Here is an 18,110-nt window from a genome sequence, read left to right as displayed (position 1 = left end):
ATTAGGATCAGTTATTTAGTCCGGACACGGCCAACTATTTATTAGGTGGCAACAACAGACTAATATTGAAAACTTATGGCTCAGCAAACAATCCAAAAAACCTTATATTTACACGACAAGATTATGCTGAGGCAAGGACTAAATACATACTATTCTATGAGATTTTAAAGTCCCTCATCTTAACACACACATTTCTATTTTTAGGGTGTGGAACAGATGACCCAGACATTAGAACGCTTTTTGAAGATGATAAGCTTGCTCATGGCCGTACACCATTTCATTTTATGACTATTCCAGCAGGTGAAGTTCCTCCTGATGTTTTATCTATTGCATCAGACTCTATGAGAATAAAATTCCTAGAATATCTACCTGATAATGGGCATGCTGAACTTACAGAGTCACTCGCAGCACTCGTTGAAAAAGTTGAAGAATATAGAACCAGTGAGCTACGAGATTCACTAAATTGGTGAGTGAAGCGTAAATAAGCCGCAGCTATCGATAAGGTTGTAAGGTCGATTAATTCTGCACTTTTTCATCATCCCTTAGGGGTGTAGCTTGGTTGGGGGCAAGCGTTGCCCCCCTCTCTTTTTTCATGACTGCCCGTGGTGCTCCGCGAAGCAATCTTTCGCCGATATCGCGGGTGGCCTGAGCCAATCAGGAGTATTCATGTCCGATCTGACCCTCTATTTCGCTCCCGGCACCTGTGCCATGGCCGTACAGATTGCCCTGCTGGAAGCAAATGCCTCGTTCCAACCCCGTCTCGTCAACCTCGCCGCAGGGGAGCAGCGTGATCCTGCGTATCTTGCCATCAACCCCAAAGGGCGGGTGCCTGCCCTGATCACCGAGCAGGGCACCCTGACCGAGACCCCGGCCCTGCTGCTCTATGTGGCGCAGCGCTTCCCTGATGCCAAACTGGCGCCGCTGGACAACCCGTTCCTGCTGGCCCGCATGCAGGAGGTCAACAGCTTCCTCGCCTCCACTGTGCATGTCTCCCACGCCCATGGTCGCCGTGGCAGCCGCTGGGCCGATGACGAGCAGGCCATTGCCGCCATGCAGCAGAAAGTCGCCAGCAATATGCGCGATGGCTTTGCCCAGATTGAGCAGCACTATCTGGCAGGTCCCTGGGTGCTGGGCGAGCAGTTCAGCGTGGCGGATATCTATCTGTTTGTGGTCGCTGGCTGGCTGAAAAGCGATGGGGTCGAGATCAGTGAATTCCCCAAGGTTGCCGAGCATTATCAGCGCATGCTGAGCCGTCCGGCGGTCGCCAAGGTACTGGCCAACTAACCATAAAATCAATAGCTCGATAAATAACAAGGGTGTCAGGGCTCTGCTGACACCCTTCCTGCCTCCTCCCCTGCACTTCTTCTCCCGCCTTTGAGATCGTTTTCACATTTCCGTGGTTTTGCCGTGGCCCTTCCCCGGTAAAAAGCCTATCTTTGCGCCATGACGCAACCGGTTGCGTAACCGGTTGCCTAGCGGTTCACAGATTGACGGGCCAAGGCCTGATGAGGTGCTGTATGAAACGAGGCGTACTGCTCAATGCTCCCCTGAGTGCTCTGGTGGCACAGATGGGCCACACCGACGAGATCACCGTCTGCGATGCAGGCTTGCCCATTCCGGCAGGTCCGGAGCGGATCGATCTGGCGCTGATGGCGGGGACGCCCAGCCTTGAAACCGTACTGACCGCCCTGCTCACCGATCTGGTGGTGGAGAAGGTGATCATGGCAAGCGAGATCAAGCAGATCAGCCACGCCGCCCATCAGGCGCTGGTCGATCAGCTTGAAGCGCACGCAGCCGCCCAGGGCAAGCCCATCGCCATCGAATACTGCCTGCATGAGGAGTTCAAAACCCGCTCCCGCCAGAGTAAGGCGATTGTGCGCAGCGGCGAGGTGACTCCCTACGCCAACCTTATCCTCTGCGCCGGTGTGGCGTTCTGACATTCTTCAAAGAAGGCCTCTTCAAGGAAGCTGCAAATGAGCACAACCTCCCCCCTCTCCCCCATTCTGGAGCTGACCGGGATCGTCAAGACCTTCCCCGGTGTGCGCGCCCTCGACGAAGCGGGTCTGCGGGTCTATCCGGGCCAGGTGATGGCCCTGCTCGGTGAAAATGGCGCCGGCAAATCCACCCTGATGAAAGTGCTGACCGGCATCTATCAGGCCGATACGGGCAGCGTCAGCTACCGCGGTCAAGCGGTTCACTTCAAGGGGCCCCGCGACTCTCAGGATCAGGGGATCAGCATCATCCATCAGGAGCTGAATCTGCTGCCGGAGCTGTCGATTGCCGCCAACATCTTCCTCGGTCGCGAACCCCGTACCCGTTTTGGCAGCATCGACCACAAACAGCTGCGCGAGCGGGCGAACGGTCTGCTGGCGCGACTTGGCGTCAAACACGGGCCGGATACCCGACTCGGGGATCTCTCCATCGGCGAACAGCAGATGGTGGAGATCGCCAAGGCGCTGTCGTTCGATGCCAGCGTCATCATCATGGATGAACCGACCGATGCGTTGACCGATACCGAGACAGAGCAGCTGTTCAAGGTGATCCGCGAGCTGCGTGAGCAGGGTTGCGGCATCGTCTATATCTCCCATCGCCTCAAGGAGATCTTCGAGATCTGCGATCGGGTCACTGTGCTGCGCGATGGCAAGTGGATTGGCGAGAAGGCGGTGAGCGATCTGGATGAAGACAGGATCATCGAGATGATGGTGGGTCGCCGACTGGAAGAGCAGTACCCGCGTCTTGAGCGCGAGCTCGGCCCCGTCAGCCTGCAGGTGACGGATCTGGCCGGCCCTGGCGTGCGCGGGGTGAGCTTCTCCCTGCGTCAGGGGGAAATTCTGGGTTTTAGCGGCCTGATGGGTTCCGGTCGTACCGAGCTGATGAAGCTTATCTACGGTGCCAGCCCTGTCAGCAGCGGTGAAATCACGGTAGATGGCCACGCGCTGGTGCCAACCAGTCCGGCCGATGGCCTGGCCGCTGGCATCGCCTATATCTCCGAAGATCGCAAAGGTGATGGGCTGGTGCTGGAGCTGTCGGTGCGCGAAAACATGAGTCTCTGCGCCCTCGACGAGTTCATCAGCAACGGCAAGATCGACGGCAAGGCCGAACGGCAGGCGGTGAGCGACTATGTGCGTCTGTTCAACATCAAGACCCCGAGTCAGGATCAGCTGATAAAGCTGCTCTCCGGCGGCAACCAGCAGAAGGTGGCCATCGCCAAGGGGCTGTTGACCCGGCCCAAGGTGCTGATCCTCGACGAGCCGACCCGCGGCGTCGACGTGGGGGCGAAAAAGGAAATTTATCAGCTGATCAACCAGTTCAAGAAGGAGGGGATGAGCATCATTCTGGTCTCCTCCGAAATGCCGGAAGTGCTCGGCATGAGCGATCGCATCATGGTGATGCACGAAGGGCGCATCAGCGCAGAGTTCAACACCCGCGATGCCAATCAGGAGAAGCTGATGGCAGCGGCAGTCGGTAAACAGTGGCAAGCAGAGCAAGAGGCAGCACAATGACAACCCAAACCCTTCCCCGCCGCGGCATCATGAACAAGGCCTGGTGGATCGAGAACAAATCCCTGGTCGCCCTGCTGGTGCTGATTGGTGTCGTCTCCGCGCTCAATCCCAACTTCTTCAGCGTCGACAACCTGCTCAACATCCTGCGCCAGACCTCGGTCAACGCCATCATGGCGGTCGGCATGACGCTGGTTATCCTCACCGCCGGTATCGATCTGTCGGTTGGCTCGGTGCTGGCCCTGTGCGGTGCGCTGGCGGCGACTATGGTAGCGATGGAGCTGCCGATCTGGCTGGTGGTGCCCCTCACCCTGGGTGCCGGCGCCCTGCTTGGCGGCGTCAGCGGCCTCATCATTGCCAAGGGCAAGGTGCAGGCGTTTATCGCGACGCTGGTTACCATGACCGCTCTGCGCGGCATCACCATGGTCTATACCGAGGGTCGCCCCATCTCCACCGGTTTCAGTGATGGCGCCGATCACTTCGCCTGGCTGGGTACCGGCTATCTGCTCGGTCTGCCGGTGCCCATCTGGTTGATGGCCATCGTCTTCCTGCTGGCCTGGTTCATGCTCAACCACACCCGCCTCGGTCGCTACATCTACGCCCTGGGCGGTAACGAATCGGCCACCCGTCTCTCAGGTATCAATGTGGATCGGGTGAAGCTGGCGGTGTATGGTCTGTGCGGCGCGCTCTCTGCACTGGCAGGGCTTATCGTCACCTCCCGCCTCTCCTCTGCCCAGCCGACCGCCGGCATGGGTTACGAGCTGGACGCCATCGCCGCCGTAGTGCTGGGTGGTACCAGCCTGATGGGGGGCAAGGGCCGCATCATGGGCACCCTGATTGGTGCGCTGATCATCGGCTTCCTGAACAACGCCCTCAACCTGCTCGATGTCAGCTCCTATTACCAGATGATCGCCAAGGCCAGCGTGATCTTGCTTGCCGTGATGGTCGACAACAAAAGTACCCGATAACAACGTAAAACACGCCACACACAAGGAATGAAATGATGAAAAAGCTCAATACCCTGCTCGCTGCCGCCATCATGTCCGTGCTGGGCACCGCCCAGGCTGCTGACCATACCCTGGCGATGGTGGTCTCCACCCTCAACAACCCCTTCTTCGTCACCATGAAGGAGGGGGCCGAAGCCAAGGCCAAGGAGCTTGGCTACGAGCTGGTGGTGCTGGACTCCCAGAATGACCCGGCCAAAGAGCTCTCCAACATGGAAGATCTCACCGTGCGCAAGGTCAACGCCATCCTGATCAACCCGACCGACTCCGAAGCGGTGGGCAACGCCATCCGTCTGGCCAACCGCGCCAACATCCCGGTACTAACTCTGGACCGCGGCGCCGCGCAGGGTGAGGTCAAGGCTCACATTGCCTCCGACAACGTGGCGGGCGGCAAGCTGGCCGGTGACTTCATCACCGAAAAACTGGGTACCGGTGCCAAGGTCATTCAGCTGGAAGGGATTGCCGGTACCTCCGCCGCCCGTGACCGTGGCGAAGGTTTTGCCCTGGCCGTGGCGGCCAACAAGCTGCAGGTGCTGGCTTCCCAGCCGGCCGACTTTGACCGCACCAAGGGTCTGAACGTCATGGAAAACCTGCTGGCGGCCCATCCGACCGTACAGGCGGTGTTCGCCCAGAACGACGAGATGGCGCTGGGTGCCATCCGCGCGGTGCAGGCTGCCGGTAAAGAGGTGATGATCGTCGGTTTCGACGGCACTGACGATGGCAAAGCCGCCGTGGCCAAGGGTAAACTGGCCGCCACCGTGGCCCAGCAGCCCGCGCTGATCGGTGCCATCGGCGTCGAGACTGCCGACAAGGTGCTTAAAGGCCAGCCGGTCGAGAAATCCATTCCGGTACCGCTGCAAGTGGTCAGCAAGTAAGTTTTTGAGGGGAGGTTCGCCTCCCCTTTTCCCTCTCGTTCAGGTGCCTCCCGGCTTGGGCTAACTCAATCACAGTGTTCAAGCCAAGATGCATCAGGAGTAGTCAACATGAATCGTCTCGTCGTTCTGGGCAGTGTCAATGCAGACCATGTGCTGCGCGTTCCCCACTTTCCGCGCCCGGGTGAAACCCTGACCGGTCACAGCTATCAGGTTGTCCCGGGTGGCAAGGGGGCTAATCAGGCAGTCGCTGCCGCCCGCCTTGGCGCCCCCGTCTCCTTTATCGCCCGCATCGGTGATGACGCCATCGGCCACCAGATGAAGAGCGGTTTTGCCAAAGACGGTATCGACGTGAGCGCCGTCGAGCTCGATCCCAAGCTCCCGACCGGTATCGCCATCATCTATGTGAGCGATGAGGGGGAGAACAGCATAGGTATCTCCGCCGAAGCGAACGGCGCCATCACCCCTGCCGTGGTGAAAAACCACGAAGCGATGATCGCCGACGCCCACACCCTGCTGTTGCAGCTGGAAGTGCCGTTGGAGAGCGTCCATGAGGCTGCACGGCTGGCTCGCGCCCATGGCACCCGGGTGGTGCTCAACCCCGCCCCTGCCCGTCCGCTCTCAAGCGAACTGCTGGCACTGGTCGACCTTATCACCCCCAACCAGACCGAGGCCGAGCTGTTGACCAGCGTAAAAGTCACCGACGAAGCGAGCGCCCGCGAGGCGGCCGTCCGCTTCCACCAGATGGGCATTGCGGACGTGATGATCACCCTGGGCGCACAAGGGGTCTATTGCAGCAACGCCCAGCAGCAACAGCTGATCCCGGGCTTTCGGGTCAAGGCGGTGGATACCACTGCCGCGGGCGATACCTTCAACGGCGCTCTGCTGGCGGCGGAACTGGCGGGTGCCGATTTCCACAGCGCGGTTCGCTTTGCCCACGGGGCGGCGGCGCTCTCCGTCACCCGATTCGGCGCCCAGAGTTCCATCCCGAGCAAGCAGGAGGTCGACACCTTCCTGCTTGAGCAGACTGCGCAGGGGCACTGATGGCCAATATCAAGGAGGTGGCGGCGCTGGCGGGGGTCTCTACCACCACCGTCTCCCACGTCATCAACGAGACCCGCTTTGTGGCCGAGGAGACCCGCGAGCGGGTCTTCGCCGCCATGCGCGAGCTCAACTATGCCCCGAGTCTGGTGGCCCGCAGCCTTAAGGTGAAGGAGACCAACAGTATCGGCATGCTGGTCACCACCTCCAGCAACCCCTTCTTTGCCGAGGTGGTGCGCGGGGTGGAGCGTTACTGCTTCGAGCAGGGCTACAACCTGATGCTGGGCAACACCGAGGGGCAGGCGGAAACAGCCCTCTCCTACCTCAAGATGATGCTGCGCAAGCGGGTCGATGGCCTGCTCATCATGTGTAGCGAAGGACAGCAAGAGGTGTTCAACCAGCTCGACTGGCTCAAGAGCCTGCCGGTGGTGGTGATGGATTGGGGGCTGGTCAGCGAAGATGTGGATCTTATCGCCGACAACTCCTTCCACGGCGGTTATCTGGCGACCCGCCATCTGATTGAGCTGGGCCACACCGCCATCGGTTGCATCACCGGCCCCCACAGCCGCGCCCCCGCCAACCAGCGCCAAGCTGGCTTTGAGCAGGCGCTGCAGGAGGCAGGACTCACTGTCAATCCCGACTGGATCCAGGAGGGGGACTTTGACTGCGCCAGCGGCCATCAGGCGATGACCCGTCTGCTGGCATTGCCCGAACGCCCCACCGCCCTCTTTGTCTGCAACGACATGATGGCGATGGGGGCCATCAGTGCCGCTCATCAGGCGGGTCTGGTGATCCCGCGCGACCTCTCCATTGTCGGCTACGACAATGTGGCGCTGGCCGAATTCATGTCGCCGCCACTCACCACCATCAACCAGCCCAAAGAGGAGCTGGGACGCCTCGCCGTCACTCGCCTGTTGGCTCGCATCAACGGCGAAGCGGTGGCAGACCACCTGATCACCGTCGACCCCGACCTGGTGATCAGACAATCCTGCGCCCCCCGGCCGTCGGCGCAAAAGTAGATAACAACAAAAAAGGCGACTCACAGTCGCCTTTCTCTTTGCCGCCGCCTCTAGCGGTCGCGCATCTCCATCCAATTGTGCCCCTCGATCTGCTTGGGCTGATGGATGCCACACACTTCAAGCAACTCATCCACGTAGGCCGGCACCAGCAGGGAGGCTGGCCCGTAGCGTTTTTCATCGAACTGGCTGCCCACCTCGCTCGGCTCGAGATTGAGCTCTATGGTGTGAGCACCATTCAACCCCGCCTCGTGCACAAAACCGGCCGCCGGATAGACAGCCCCCGAGGTGCCGATGGAGATAAAGAGATCGCACTGAGCCAGCGCACTATAGATGCGATCAAGCCCGATCGGCATCTCGCCAAACCAGACCACGTGGGGGCGCAGCGGCTGGGGAAACTGACAGCAGGAGCAGAGCTCCTCCTGATGAAGCTCGCCACGCCACTCGATCACCTGACCGGACTCGGGACAGCGGGCCTTGAGCAGTTCGCCATGCATGTGGATAAGGTTCTTGCTCCCTGCACTCTCGTGCAGGTTGTCGATATTCTGGGTCACCAGGGTCACGGTGCCGGGAAAAAGCCGCTCGAGGCGAGCCAGCGCATAGTGGGCGGGATTGGGGTGTACCTGTGGTTGCTGGAGCTGTTTGCGGCGAGAGTTGTAGAAACGCTGCACCAGCTCCGGATCTCTGGCATACCCTTCCGGCGTTGCCACATCCTCGACGCGGTGCTCCTCCCACAAACCGTCGCAGGCGCGGAAGGTCTTGATCCCCGACTCGGCAGAGATCCCCGCTCCGGTGAGGATCACGATATTTTTGATTGTCTGCCCCATAACATGCTCCGTCTCTCCCTGCGCATTACGTGTGACCTTAGCACAGGGTAAAAAGTGGCTCTATTCGCCCTTGGTCTTAGTAATGGCGTGGACAACCTCTGCTGGCAGCCACTCGTCCAGCACGCTCAAATCGAGGCGAGCGAAGACCATCTCGCGACCGGTCACCAGAGTCAGTGGCAGCCCCAACCGCTTTAGCATCAGCAACATGGGGCGATTCTGGGCCAGCACTTCGGCCGTCCACTCGGCAATCCCCCCGGCTCTGGCCAGCAGCGCCAATGCCAGCAAGATCCGCCGCCCCGCACCACGATGCTGAAAGTGATCCGCCACGATGCAGGAAAACTCAGCCCGATCAGGATGAAGGCGGCGACGAATGGATTGGGCCTGTGCCAGCGGACGTCCCGCCATATCCGTCAGCAACAGGGCAATCTGCTGCTCCGGGTTGTAGTAGAGAAAGTGTGATACCAGCTCTGGCGAGGGGGTTCTTTTGGCCCGCATGAAACGCAGATAGATGCTCTGGGCGCTGAGATCCTCATAGGCGGCCAGCATCTGCGCCGGCTCGACCCCGAGCTGCTCGCGCAGCAGACAGGCTTCCCCGGATAGATTCATCTCAATCGGCAGGGCCGAGCGGGCCACCGGATAAGGCCACCCCTCCAACCCTTTGGCCAGACGCTCCCGCTGCATGGGCCAGCAGAGATAGCGGGGCATGGGCTACCAGCGCCCCGCGATACCACGCTCTTGCCACATCTCGACATCAAGCAGGTTGTAGGGATCATCCAGATAGATGTCGACGCCGAGTTCCCGCACCCGCGCCATAAAGCGGCCAAGCAGCGAATCAGCGCTCAACGACTCGATATCGGAGAGCATCCCCTGCCCCAGCAGCAAGGATTGCAGCGGCAGCCGCTCCAGCAGATCGAACGGCAGATGCTGGTTGTTGTCGAGCAGGAGCGCCAGCTTGCTCCCCGCCAGACTGGCCTGCAGCACCAGCGCAAAACGATCAGGATTGCTGAGCAGGTGATCACGGCGATGGATAAGCAGCGTCAGCTCGGAGGGGGTTCGCGACTGCTCCGCCAGCCACTCCTTGAGTCGCTCCCAACGAGGGGGCAAGCCGCTTACGGCCAGCCAGACCGGTGCTGAAGTGGTGGGGCTAGAGAGCAGGCCGAGTTGTCCCAGTACCTGACCCTGCCAGGTCGTGATGGTGCGGCGCTGACCGCTCAGTCGGCGCTGGCGCAGCGGGCCAAGATAGAGACCGCGCAGCAACCTGAGCAGTTCGTCGCAATCGAGCGGTTTGGCCAGCGCCGCCAGAATATTGAAGCCGGCATCGTGCAGCAGGCGGCGAGCACCGTCGATCAGGGTCTGCTCATGGGCGGAGAGCAAAATGATCGGCAGCCCGTCTGACTGCAACTGTGGCTGGCCCATCAGCAAGCTGATGGCATCCTGATCCACCAGGCTGAGATCGCAGATAAGCAGACGAGTGCTCCCCTCACCCAACGCAGCAAGGCAGGCTTGCTCATCCTGCACCCAGCGACAGGTCAGCCCCAGCCCGGCGATGGTTTGCTGCAACTGCATCCCCTGAAACGGGTGATCTTCCAGCAGCAGGATCCGGCTGGCAGCAAGCCAGTTGCTCCACGCCTGATAGCTTGATAGCAGGCCACCCTGCCAATCCTCTTCAATGGCGTAGATACCGTTATGGAGCTGGAGCTGGGGAAAGTAATCCGCCGTACGGTGCGAGTCGGGATCATAGAGCGCGATGGCTCCTGCCGAGAATAGCCCCTCCCACTGCCAGCAGGCATCAGGCTGGGTGCGGTGCAGCGCCACATAATTTGGCAGCGTCGCCTGCTTGGCCATCTCGTAAGAGGCGCAATCGAGAGCATAGAGCGCAATAGGACGAAAACCGGCCAACCCGGGATCTTCCGAGTTAAGCAGCGCCAGCAGTTCTTCATCAGTGATGATCATCTTCAGCCCTCTTGGTCAAATGCTGGCTGACCCCATCCAGCGCCCGGGTTAACCTGACAGCCAATTCGCTGTGCTTCGATTGCTGCCACTCGTCAATGACAGTGACGATGGCGGTTGCTCCTACCATTCTGGCGGCCCCTTTCAATTTGTGTAAAGCGGCATTCACCCCTTGCTCATCCTTATTTGCCAGACACTGCTCCAGAGCCGCCAGATCGGCTCTGGTTGTATCCAGATAGAGCTGTGCCAGCTCTTTTGAGAGCAGCGATGAAGCTGCTGCAGGCTCGGCAATCCTCCCCTCTTTCTTGCCAAGCTGGTGCAGCATGGCGGCCAGCTCCCTTAACGCGACAGGCTTGTCGAGATGTCCGTTGCATCCGCACGATTGCAGTTCGATAGCCGCCTGTTCACTGAGATCTGCAGTAATCACATAGGCAGGCAGATTGCACCAGCGAGGCGAGCCACGTAGCTTGCGGCAGAGATCGGCGCCATTCATAACCGGCATCTGCAGATCGGTCAACACCAGATCTACCTCGTGATCGGCCAGCACATCAAGCGCCAGCTGGCCATTGGCAGCGGTCAGCACCTCGGCCCCCAGCTGTCCCAGCTGTAGCTTGATCAGCTCCCGGTTGACATCGTGATCTTCTACCAGCAGCACCCGCATGCCAAGACCGGGGCGGGTTGCCGAAGAGGGCTCTGTGACATCCAGCCTGGGTTGCAACAGATTGATGACGGTACCGGGCACCCAGGGCTCCCCCTGCCACTCCCAGTAATAGAATCCCTTCTCGTCGACCTGAGCCTGCAACCTGTGGTTTGCCGTGCCAGATACCTCAACCCCGAATCTTGCCAACCAAGGGGCGAGTTGCTTCACCTCATCGGGAGGCAGTGAGAGCGCCAGCTCTCGCACCTTGGGCTGCCAATGATGCGCCTGTTTGAGCAGTTTGAGCGGCAACTCGCAGAAGAAACGGCTGCCGCCTCCCGTTCTGGGTTCGACATCTATGATCCCCCCCATCTGCTCGATAAGCTGCTTGCAGATGGCAAGCCCGAGGCCGGTCCCCGGCGCCCTCAGCTGCCCCGCCACCGCGAACTGTTCAAACGGCATGAAGAGTGTTGGTCGCATCTCGTCGGTAATACCCGGCCCCTGATCATCAACACCAAAACGAAGGTTCGAACCCACGCTCTCAGCCCAGAGCACCACCTCGCCACGGTGACTGAACTTGATGGCATTGGAGAGCAGGTTGTGCAGAACCTGCTGAACGCGATGGGGATCGAGGGTCTGCAAGGCGGGCATCGCCGGATCAAGCTGCAAACGCAATTGCAGCTGCTTGGCTCTGGCCTTGGTCCAGTGCACCGCCGCCACGTGTTCGCACAGCTCGGTAAAATCGGTCGGCTGGGGCGAGAGCGACAAGGTGCTGTTCTCATTGCGGCTGAAATCGAGCACATCGTTGAGCAGGCCGAGCAACTCGTCCCCGGCCTGACGGATCCGTGCCAGCGCCGAGCCCTGCTCCTGGGAAAGCGGGGTGCTGGCGAGCCACTCCAGCAGGCCGAGAATGGCGTTCATCGGAGTGCGGATCTCGTGGCTGATGGCCGCCAGAAAACGTCCCTTGGCCTGCACCGCCTGCTGTGCCTCTTCATGAGAGAGTTGCAGAGCCTGCTCCTGTTCAACCCGCGCGGTCACATCCTGCATGACCGCATAGATGCGCCACCCTTGTGGCTGGCTGCGACCACGCCCAGAGAGCTGCAACCAGCGCAGACCCTGCTCGGGATGGTGATAGCGCAGGGTACAGACGAAGGGCTTGCCCTCATGCAGCATGGCGAACATGTTACTGCGCGCCAGTTGCAAATCTTCGCGCTCCAGCAGGTCAAGCACCCGAGCCGGTTCACGGCGGATCTGCTGGCTGGCCAGCCCCAACAACTCGTAACAGCCACGGCTGATGAACTCGATGGTGCCCACGCTCTCCTGAACCAGGAGGAATTGCAGCACCACCCCGGGCACGGTATTGGTCAAGGCACGCAGCCGTCGCTCAGCCTGACGCAGAATGCGGGCCTGCTGGCGCAGGGCGCTGATATCGGACAAGGCAATAAGATCGGTTGCTGGCGCCTGTTTCTCCAGTCGCAGCGGATGCTGCACATAGGCAAACACCTGCTCGCCAAGACTCAGCTCCCCTTCGCTCTTTTGTGATTGCACCTCGGGCAGCAGCAGTTCCGTGCCGTAACGCAGTGAAAGCCGGTGCCCCTGCTTGTTGGATTTGATCACCCTTCCCTGTTCATTACGCAAATAGACGGGAACAGGAAGGGCCTGAAACATGGTTTCGCGCAGCTCACTTTCGATTGCCAGCGCTTTTTCTGCCGCCTGCCGCTGGGCGACCTCGCGGGCCAGCTGCTGGCGCGAACGCCAGATCACCCCGATCACGATACCACTGATCAGCAGCGCCAGCGCGATGGAGCCAAACCAGGCACCATAACTGATTCCGGATTGCTGCATCACCACCAGACGGCGCCAACGCTGGTTAAGTTCGTCGATCTGGGTATTGGTCAGGGCCATCAGGTTTCTGTCTATCACGCCAGCCAGCTCGGTCTGATCCTTGCGAATGGCAAAGCCGAGTCCGAATCTGTCATCCAGCTCCTTGATCTGAAGCCCTTCCAGCAGATGGGTACGCTGCGGATATTGCAACTGGTACAGCTCGCTCAGCATGGCGTCAGCCTTGCCTTGCTGCAGCAACGTGATCCCCTGGCTCAGGTCATCGGTGCGGACCCATTCCTGATCACCCAGCTGTGCCAGCAGAGAGGGATCGTAGAGCGATTCAGGTACCAGGATTCGCTGTTTGCCCAGCTGGGAGAATTTGTCTGCGCTGATGGCGCGCTTGCTGATCAGAGCAAAACGGTTGATGGAGATCATCCGGCTGAAAGTAAAGTCATCGGCGAGCTCGGGAGACTCCGGCAAACCGGCCATCATGTCGGCCTCACCGCTGCGCAGCTTCTCTATCGCCTCGGCCTTGGTGGCCGCCGGCACCAGCATATATTTGAGGCCACTCTCCTGAGTTACCCAATTCAGAATATCTGCGCTCCACCCTTTTGCTTCGCCCTGATCGTTAATGCCACTGTAGGGCATCAGCTGCGGGTTCATCACCAGACGCACGACCCGCCTTCTGCCAGAAAGCCAGGCCTGTTCGGCGTCATTGAAATGGAGTCGGTTGATATAGAGCGCCCCCTGATCCATATAGCGGCTCAGGTCGGTATAGAGGGTACCGGCGGGCATATAACGAATGAGCGTATCGACAAACTTGGCCAGCTCGGGATCGTTGCGCATCATCAGGCGATAGCTGACCACCCGCTCATCACCCAGCAGACGGCGCAGACGCAGGCCGTCGGCAGGATATTCGCGCATCAGGTAGCGCAGCTGGAGATAGTCCCCCAGGTAGGCGGAGTTCTTCTTCCCCTCAAGAGCTGAATAGATACTCTCCCCTCTCCTCAGGGTTCTGAGCTCAGCCCCCGGATGCAGTTCACGCAAAATTGCGCTGGTATCCGTGGCGGAAGAGACCAGAAACTTGGCCTGACGAAGATCGCCCCGATAGAGAATGGCGGCATCAGTCTCCATCATGGGACGGCTTACCAGCAGGCCGGTCTCCTCTCTACCCAGGGTGCCGATATGGGGGATAATGTCGCATGCACCGCGCAGCAAGGCAGCGCGGGCAGCCTGCCAGTCGGCCATCTCGGAGAGTTTCAGTGGCACAGGCAACATATCTGCAAGACGGAGCAGACGATCTTTTAGCAAGCCACCATCAGGGGTGACATAAGGCGGGGGAAGTGCAGCCGGGTAGCACACCTTCAGCTCTTTCAGCGAGCGAAGGTAAGCCTGGGTTGCCGGATCGAGAGGAAGCATCATGGCCTGCAGTGGCATGGCCAGCATGGCTCCCAGCAATAATAGAGATTTTTTTATCATCGATAAGTAAAAGCCAGGCATTTGCCTGGCTTTTTATCACTCGTTGGGTTCAACATTTTCTACCCTGGCCTTGAGTTTCTGGCCAGGCCGGAAGGTCACCACGCGACGGGCACTGATAGGAATATCTTCGCCAGTCTTGGGGTTACGTCCGGGACGCTGATTCTTCTCACGAAGGTCAAAGTTACCGAAGCCTGAGATTTTGACTTGTTCACCACGCTCAAGCGCTTGTCTGATCTCTTCAAAGAAGGCTTCCACCATATCTTTGGCTTCACGCTTGCTCATCCCGAGCTGGGTGAACAGGTGCTCTGCAATGTCGGCTTTGGTAAGCGCCATAGATCAATCCCTCAAGGATGCATTCAACTCTTCACCAAGGGCCCGCACGACATTGTCTACGGTCTCGGCAATCTCTTTCTCCTCCAGGGTGCGCTGGGTATCTTGCAATACAAGACTGATGGCCAGGCTCTTCTTGTCCTCGGCCATACCAGCCCCCTGGTATACGTCAAACAAGTTTATTCCAACTACCTGATTTCCGCCAACTTTTTTAATTACTGCCAGAACATCCCCTGCCAGAACCTGACGATCAACCACCACGGCGATGTCACGACGGTTAGCCGGGAACTTGGATACTTCGGCAGCAACCGGTACTTTGGCCGGGGTCAGCTTGTCCAGCTCCAGTTCGAACATGACGGCGCGGCTCTTCAGACCCAACTTCTTCTCGAGGCTCGGATGGATCACGCCGATGTGGCCGATGACCTCGCCATTGCGCAGGATCGCCGCGCTCTGGCCCGGGTGCAGGGCACTGTGCTCGGCACGCTCGAAGGTAAAGGTGGCCCCTTCGGCGGTCAAGTCCAGCACCGCTTCCAGATCCCCTTTCAAATCAAAGAAATCGGCGGCGCGGGTTTTGATGTCCCAGTGCTCGTCGCTCTGGTTGCCAGTGATGATACCGGCCAGCATCGGCTCCTGACGGATGCCGTTCTCAGCATTCTCGTCCTTGATGAAGCGCAGACCCTGCTCGAACAGACGCACCCGCGACTGCTGACGGTTCTGGTTGTAAACGACAGCCTGCACCAGACCCGGGAACAGAGAGACGCGCATGGCGGACATCTCGACCGAAATCGGGTTGGGCAGCACGATGGCATCGCTCTGCGGGAACAGGGTTTGCTGGGTCTTGGGATCAACGAAGCTGTAGGTGATCGCTTCCTGGAAACCGCGATCAACCAGCAGGTCACGCACGCGCTTCAAGGTCACCTGCCCTTCTGCCTGCTCTACCATCGCCAGAGATGCGGCGGGTTTCAGATTCGGGATGTTGTTGTAGCCGTAGATGCGGGCCACTTCCTCGATGAGGTCTTCCTCGATGGCGATGTCGAAACGCCAGGAGGGTGCCAGCGCAGTCCAGCCGTCAGCGTCAACGGTTACCTGCATGCCCAGACGGGTCAGGATCTCGACCACCTGAGCATCTGCCACGCTGATGCCGATCACCTTGTCGAGCTTGGTGCGACGCAGCTTGATGGGTGTCGCTTTCGGCAGATGGGCATCGGATTTGACCTCGATGACCGGACCGGCTTCGCCGCCGCAGATATCCAGCAGCAAGCGGGTGGCACGATCCATCACCTTGGCCTGCAGCTCGGGATCCACCCCGCGCTCGAAACGGTGGGAGGAATCGGTGTGCAGACCGTAAGCACGGGCACGGCCGGTGATGGAGAGCGGAGCGAAGAAGGCGCACTCCAGCAGGATGTCGGTAGTGGTCTCGGAGACACCGGTGCGATCGCCGCCGAAGATACCGGCCATGCAGGCAGGACCTTTGGCATCGGCAATCACCAAGGTGGTCTCTTTGAGCTTCACCTCGTTGCCGTCGAGCAGGGTCATCAGCTCATCAGCGTGGGCACGGCGCACCACCAGTTCCCCTTCCAGCTTGGCCAGATCGAAGGCGTGCATCGGCTGCCCGTATTCCAGCAACAGGTAGTTGGTGATGTCGACGATGGCGTCGATGGAACGAATGCCGCCACGACGCAGCTTCTCCTGCATCCAGAGCGGGCTCTGGGTCTGCAGGTTCAGCCCCTTGATGACACGACCCAGATAACGGGGGCAATCGGCCGGCGCTTCAACCCGGATCGGGAAGGTGGCATCGATAGTGGCAACAGCCGGCGTCCAGGTCGGCTCGACCACGTCGACGCTGTTGAGCACGCCGATTTCACGGGCCAGGCCCGCGATGCCGAGGCAATCGGCACGGTTCGGGGTCAGATCCACATCGATACTGACGTCATTGAGTGCGAGGTATTCGCGGATATCGGTCCCGATGGGCGCATCCAGCGGCAGCTCGATGATGCCATCGGCTTCAACGTCGATACCCAGCTCGCTGAAAGAGCAGAGCATGCCGTGAGACGGCTGGCCGCGAAGCTTGGCTTTCTTGATGGTGAAATCACCCGGCAGGGTCGCCCCTACTTTGGCCACACACACTTTCAAGCCCTGACGGCAGTTCGGCGCACCGCAGACGATGTCCAGCAGCTCGGCCTCGCCCACGTTGACCTTGGTCACCCGCAGTTTGTCGGCATCCGGATGCTGGGCGCACTCGACCACTTCACCCACAACCACATTGTTGAACTGGCCAGCCACCGCTTCCACGGCGTCCACTTCCAGACCGGCCATGGTGATCTGCTCGGCCAGTGCGTTGTCACTCAACTCGGTGCGGACCCACTCCATCACCCAGGATTTACTGAATTTCATGTTCTCTCGCCCTTACTTGAACTGCTTGAGGAAGCGCAGGTCGTTTTCGAAGAAGGCACGCAGGTCGTTGACCCCGTAACGCAGCATGGTCAGACGCTCAACGCCCATGCCGAAGGCAAAGCCGGAGTATTTTTCCGGATCGATACCGACCGAACGCAGTACATTCGGGTGCACCATGCCGCAACCCAGCACTTCCAGCCACTTGCCGTTCTTGCCCATCACGTCCACTTCAGCGCTCGGCTCGGTGAACGGGAAATAGGAAGGACGGAAGCGAATGGTCAGATCTTCCTCGAAGTAGTTGCGCAGGAAATCGTGCAGGATCCCTTTCAGCTCGGTAAAGCTGGCATGCTCGTCGACCAGCAGGCCTTCGACTTGGTGAAACATCGGGGTATGGGTCATGTCGTAGTCGTTACGATAGACGCGGCCCGGTGCGATGATGCGGATCGGCGGTTGCTGATGTTCCATGGTGCGGATCTGCACACCGGAGGTGTGGGTACGCAGCATCAGATCAGGATTGAAGTAGAAGGTGTCGTGATCGGTACGCGCCGGATGGTGAGCCGGAATATTCAGCGCATCGAAGTTGTGGAAACCATCTTCAATCTCGGGACCACGGGCAACCTTGAAGCCCATCTCGCCAAACAGGCGCTCGATACGCTCGATGGTGCGGGTCACCGGGTGCAGACCGCCATTCTCGATGCGGCGGCCCGGCAGGCTGACGTCGATGGTCTCGGCAGCCAGCTTCTGATTCAGCACGGCGACTTCGAGGGCTTCACGACGCGCGTTCAGGGCATCCTGAACCTGCTGTTTGGCCTGGTTGATCAGGGCGCCCGCGGCGGGACGCTCTTCAGCGGACAGGGCGCCCAGGCCCTTCATCTGCTCGGTAAAAAAGCCCTTTTTACCCAGATATTTGACCCGGATTTCGTCAAGGGCGGCGATGTCGCTTACGCCCTCAATTTCGGCCCTGGCTTGGCCGACTACTTCTTCAAGCTGTTGCATGTCTTCCTCGTCACCACTCCCGGTACAGGAGCCTTTAGGCTAAATAAGGTCAAGAGGGGAATAATACAAAAAAAGCCCCTTCGCTGACCATAGTTAAGGCCCGCTTTTCTCCCTAGAAATCATTTTGTTATATCAAGTGAGTCTCGAGTTATCCCTTCCCTTGTTCCAAATAGTGTTATCACTATCAAGCTTGTTGGCATATCCTGATGTTTGAAGACCCTATGAAATCGTATTGTATTG

Annotated in this window: 15 protein-coding genes; 8 read left to right on the top strand and 7 right to left on the bottom strand. The window is 59.5% G+C overall.

Annotated features, from left to right (window positions below):
- Positions 1-62 precede the first annotated feature (62 nt).
- The 8 genes from AACR93_RS14440 to AACR93_RS14405 all read left to right on the top strand — a co-directional run bounded on the left by AACR93_RS14440 (position 63) and on the right by AACR93_RS14405 (position 7,436).
- Entirely contained in the window at positions 63-470 is a 408-nt protein-coding gene (locus tag AACR93_RS14440) for an SIR2 family protein (protein ID WP_269429853.1), read from the top strand.
- A 196-nt stretch (positions 471-666) separates the two neighbouring features.
- Entirely contained in the window at positions 667-1,284 is a 618-nt protein-coding gene (locus AACR93_RS14435; protein ID WP_043851109.1) for a glutathione S-transferase family protein, read from the top strand.
- 233 nt (positions 1,285-1,517) lie between these two features.
- A complete protein-coding gene (gene rbsD, locus AACR93_RS14430; RefSeq protein WP_043851108.1) occupies positions 1,518-1,937 on the top strand; it encodes a D-ribose pyranase in 420 nt (139 codons plus the stop codon).
- Positions 1,938-1,973: 36 nt separating this feature from the next.
- Positions 1,974-3,503: a ribose ABC transporter ATP-binding protein RbsA gene (gene rbsA / locus AACR93_RS14425; protein WP_043851107.1), complete on the top strand. Its 1,530-nt coding sequence runs from the start codon at positions 1,974-1,976 to the stop codon at positions 3,501-3,503.
- A complete protein-coding gene (gene rbsC / locus AACR93_RS14420; RefSeq protein WP_041207818.1) occupies positions 3,500-4,468 on the top strand; it encodes a ribose ABC transporter permease in 969 nt (322 codons plus the stop codon). The genes rbsA and rbsC overlap by 4 nt, the downstream gene beginning before the upstream one ends.
- Positions 4,469-4,503: 35 nt before the next feature.
- Positions 4,504-5,379 (top strand): ribose ABC transporter substrate-binding protein RbsB, encoded by an 876-nt coding sequence (gene rbsB, locus AACR93_RS14415; protein ID WP_041207819.1) that lies wholly within the window; start codon positions 4,504-4,506, stop codon positions 5,377-5,379.
- A gap of 108 nt (positions 5,380-5,487) precedes the next feature.
- Positions 5,488-6,420, top strand: coding sequence for a ribokinase (gene rbsK / locus AACR93_RS14410; RefSeq protein WP_043851106.1), 933 nt, complete (start codon positions 5,488-5,490; stop codon positions 6,418-6,420).
- On the top strand, positions 6,420-7,436 hold the full coding sequence (locus AACR93_RS14405) for a substrate-binding domain-containing protein (protein WP_043851105.1): 1,017 nt from the start codon (positions 6,420-6,422) through the stop codon (positions 7,434-7,436). The genes rbsK and AACR93_RS14405 overlap by 1 nt, the downstream gene beginning before the upstream one ends.
- Before the next feature lie 50 nt (positions 7,437-7,486).
- Here the strand turns inward: AACR93_RS14405 and cobB are convergent, their stop codons facing one another.
- Genes cobB through pheS form a run of 7 tightly spaced genes read right to left on the bottom strand, consistent with a single transcriptional unit; the run spans position 7,487 to position 17,870 of the window.
- The gene (gene cobB, locus AACR93_RS14400; protein WP_043851104.1) at positions 7,487-8,260 is read right to left on the bottom strand and encodes a Sir2 family NAD+-dependent deacetylase; all 774 of its coding nucleotides are present in this window, start codon (positions 8,258-8,260) and stop codon (positions 7,487-7,489) included.
- Between the two features lie 60 nt (positions 8,261-8,320).
- Positions 8,321-8,965, bottom strand: coding sequence for an acetyltransferase (locus AACR93_RS14395; protein WP_043851103.1), 645 nt, complete (start codon positions 8,963-8,965; stop codon positions 8,321-8,323).
- Between the two features lie 3 nt (positions 8,966-8,968).
- Positions 8,969-10,213 carry a response regulator gene (locus tag AACR93_RS14390; RefSeq protein ID WP_043851102.1) on the bottom strand — a complete coding sequence of 415 codons (1,245 nt, stop codon included), beginning with the start codon at positions 10,211-10,213 and terminating at the stop codon, positions 8,969-8,971.
- Positions 10,200-14,171 carry an ATP-binding protein gene (locus AACR93_RS14385; protein WP_082044119.1) on the bottom strand — a complete coding sequence of 1,324 codons (3,972 nt, stop codon included), beginning with the start codon at positions 14,169-14,171 and terminating at the stop codon, positions 10,200-10,202. Before AACR93_RS14385 ends, AACR93_RS14390 begins: the two co-directional genes overlap by 14 nt.
- A gap of 15 nt (positions 14,172-14,186) precedes the next feature.
- Positions 14,187-14,483: an integration host factor subunit alpha gene (gene ihfA, locus AACR93_RS14380; protein WP_005300715.1), complete on the bottom strand. Its 297-nt coding sequence runs from the start codon at positions 14,481-14,483 to the stop codon at positions 14,187-14,189.
- Between the two features lie 3 nt (positions 14,484-14,486).
- Positions 14,487-16,874: a phenylalanine--tRNA ligase subunit beta gene (gene pheT / locus AACR93_RS14375; protein ID WP_043851100.1), complete on the bottom strand. Its 2,388-nt coding sequence runs from the start codon at positions 16,872-16,874 to the stop codon at positions 14,487-14,489.
- A 12-nt stretch (positions 16,875-16,886) separates the two neighbouring features.
- Complete coding sequence (gene pheS / locus AACR93_RS14370; RefSeq protein ID WP_043851099.1) at positions 16,887-17,870, bottom strand: phenylalanine--tRNA ligase subunit alpha; 984 nt, start codon at positions 17,868-17,870, stop codon at positions 16,887-16,889.
- Between the last annotated feature and the right edge of the window lie 240 nt (positions 17,871-18,110).

The organism is Aeromonas sp. L_1B5_3 (assembly GCF_963866575.1).
Classification (GTDB): Bacteria; Pseudomonadota; Gammaproteobacteria; order Enterobacterales; family Aeromonadaceae; genus Aeromonas; species Aeromonas jandaei.
Note: the sequence above shows the minus strand (reverse complement) of the source record. Positions and strands in the feature narration are given on the sequence as shown.